At 38.2% G+C, this 2,720-nt stretch carries 1 protein-coding gene; it reads right to left on the bottom strand.

All coding sequences use genetic code 11. The annotated features are described in order from the left end of the window. Positions 1 to 140: 140 nt before the first annotated feature. Positions 141 to 1,958, bottom strand: a complete 1,818-nt coding sequence (ltrA, locus tag D1953_RS17055; RefSeq protein WP_119118369.1) for a group II intron reverse transcriptase/maturase — start codon at positions 1,956 to 1,958, stop codon at positions 141 to 143. Positions 1,959 to 2,720: the final 762 nt, after the last annotated feature.

The raw sequence follows: 2,720 nt of genomic DNA, 5'->3' as shown, positions 1-2,720 counted from the left end.
TATAGTGATAGGTAAGCTTTTGAAGTTATCGCCAGCTTTTCCCCCACTTCACACCGTACAGGCGAGTTTCCCAGCATACGGCGTTCCAACTAATCCAATTCATTCAATATTTTTATGTATATGCAAGATGAAATGTAGAATCAGATAGCTCCGTTCAGGCATTGCTTGCGCAATTTATTAACTTCTGTGAGTTGCTTTTCATTTAACTTGAGTGAGTTTAAAAGCACTTGTATTTTCTCTTGGTCTCTCAAATGTATAAGAAAATGAACAGATTTGTGCAATATCGTTAAGTTTCCATATGAATCATCCTTTGTGAGATGGTACGGTATCTTATGATGACAATGCCAATCATTCAGTCCTAATTCAATGCCTGTAACAGCACATTTTCCGTATTGTGCGATAAATCGGCTAATCCGATTATCATTGTATTCGATGGAACGGCTCGGTATAAATTGTTTCATCACATGAGCGAGCGTTTGTTTATTAATAGCTCGCAAGTTTTGATGGATTTTATTTCTACCTGCGGTAGTATAATTACAAATAGTTTGAGAGAAGTTAAGATTCACCTTACAGCGCTGGGCATGGATTGGAACAAGTACCATTTCTTTTATTTTATAAAGTTTACATTCATATCCCTTATACCGTTTCTGTAAAGATTTTGCGAAGTCTTGAAACATAGCTTCTTTTCTCATTTCTTTTAAACGATTATATAATGCTTTATTAAGACGAGTGTTCAGCTCATTTAAGTCTATCGTTATATGTGACGCTGCAGAATAATAATTCTGTATACCCATTATAGCCAGATTGAAACACCAAACATTTTTGACTGTTTGGTGTTTCTGAATTGCCTTTATGGCTTGTTTTATTTTTATTTGTGCATTTCTAAGTGCCTTTTTTGTCATATGTGAGCGAGCTACATAGAGTGTTCTTTTCTTCGTCTTCTTTAGATGTGCTTTAAGCCGGAAACCTAAGAACTCTGATGAGTTCTTCTTTAGGTTGACCACCTTCGACTTTTCTTCACTAATTTCAAGGCGGAGCCTTGTTTGAAGAAAATCCTTTACGGCATAGAACATTTTAATCGCTTGTGAACGAGTGCGACAAAGGATCCTAAAGTCATCTGCATATCTTACAATATAGCAATGTTTCAAATTCGATTGTCTCAATGCACTATATCTACCACCATACGTTTTATATGGCTTTCGTGTTTCAAAACTTTCCCATTGATGACTAACCCACCAATCTAATTCATTTAATACAATGTTAGATAAGAGGGGTGATAAAATGCCGCCTTGTGGTGTGCCTTTCGTTGGGATGCCTTCCCCAATAATTTCAGCTTTTAAAAGACTCGAAATAATAGAAAGTAGTGCCTTATCACGAATACCAAGCGACCACATTTGTTTTAATAATTTGGCATGGTCCACATTGTCGAAAAATCCTTTTATGTCAACATCTACACAATGATATAGACACGCTCGGTTGATGAGCGTCTCGAACCTAGCTTTCGCATGATGTGTATTGCGATTTGGTCTAAAACCATAGCTGTGTTTGTAAAACCTCGCTTCACAGATTGGCTCAAGCACTTGAAGAATACACTGTTGGAACAATCTATCCCAAATAGTCGGAATTCCTAAAGGACGTGTTTTTCCGTTCGCCTTTGGAATAAAGACCCGCCGAACGGCTTGGGGTGTATAGTGTTCGAACATTCGTTGTATCTTCGATATAACTTCTGATACAGATAATCGCTTTATATCTTCAATCGTTAATCCATCATATCCAGCCGTTTTACTGCCAGTATTTCGTTTAATATTCCGATAAGCTAATCGAATATTTTCATCGGATTGCATTAAATCTAGTAAACCATAAAAATTTTGACCATTAGCACTTTGAGCATATAAGGAATCCAAATGAAATTGCATGTCATAATACTCGTTGTGTCTCAGTTTCTTTCGTTTTAACAAGTCGGTGGCTCCTTTTGGAGCTGAACCTCTATTAGTCCTACAAGAACCTTATTAATCGTTGAAGAACTGCCTTGCATGGTGAATGAATCTTTTATCAGTCTAGTGGCTATCTCTCCACGTTCATTACACGTTTCAACGATACTGTGCCACCACTTTCACTGATATGAAGGAAAGTTATACAGTCGCTATTCTCACGAATGTTTTCCTTTCCAACGCTTCATCGAGAGTAAGCTCTCCACGTTATCAGCTTACAACGTTGAGTTACATCTATTATGGAACAAACTTAGGTGCTTCCTATGAGCCTGTTAGCATGGCATGTGCCTGTAACACAAGATGGATTTTTATATTCTTGATTCTTACTCATCCACAGCTAACCCTACATTTAGTAGTAAATACATTTCTATATAACGCGCGTCTAGACCCGTACATTCAGAAGTTCGTCAGCAATACAGTATGTTATTGTATTTACATTGCATTCTCACCATATTTATTCAACCCCAGCACCATGACTTACACCACCCCATCGGGTAGGCTTTCGTCAGCCAGACTGTTACGGTAAATTCTCATGCCTATTAGCCGAGCTTATAACACGCTTTTCCTTACTAAACAGCGTGCTATTCGACGCAGGGGGAGCCTTTCAGAGCGTTACCTCCTCATTCGACCCCTCGACATAACCCTTCAGTTTTAGAACTCTAAAACTGCCTGACCTTTACCGAAATTGCGTGACCACATTTCATTTGGGCCAGGAACATTTCGCACCAA

The organism is Peribacillus asahii, assembly GCF_003570725.1.
Lineage (GTDB): Bacteria > Bacillota > Bacilli > Bacillales > DSM-1321 > Peribacillus > Peribacillus asahii.
Note: the sequence above shows the minus strand (reverse complement) of the source record. Positions and strands in the feature narration are given on the sequence as shown.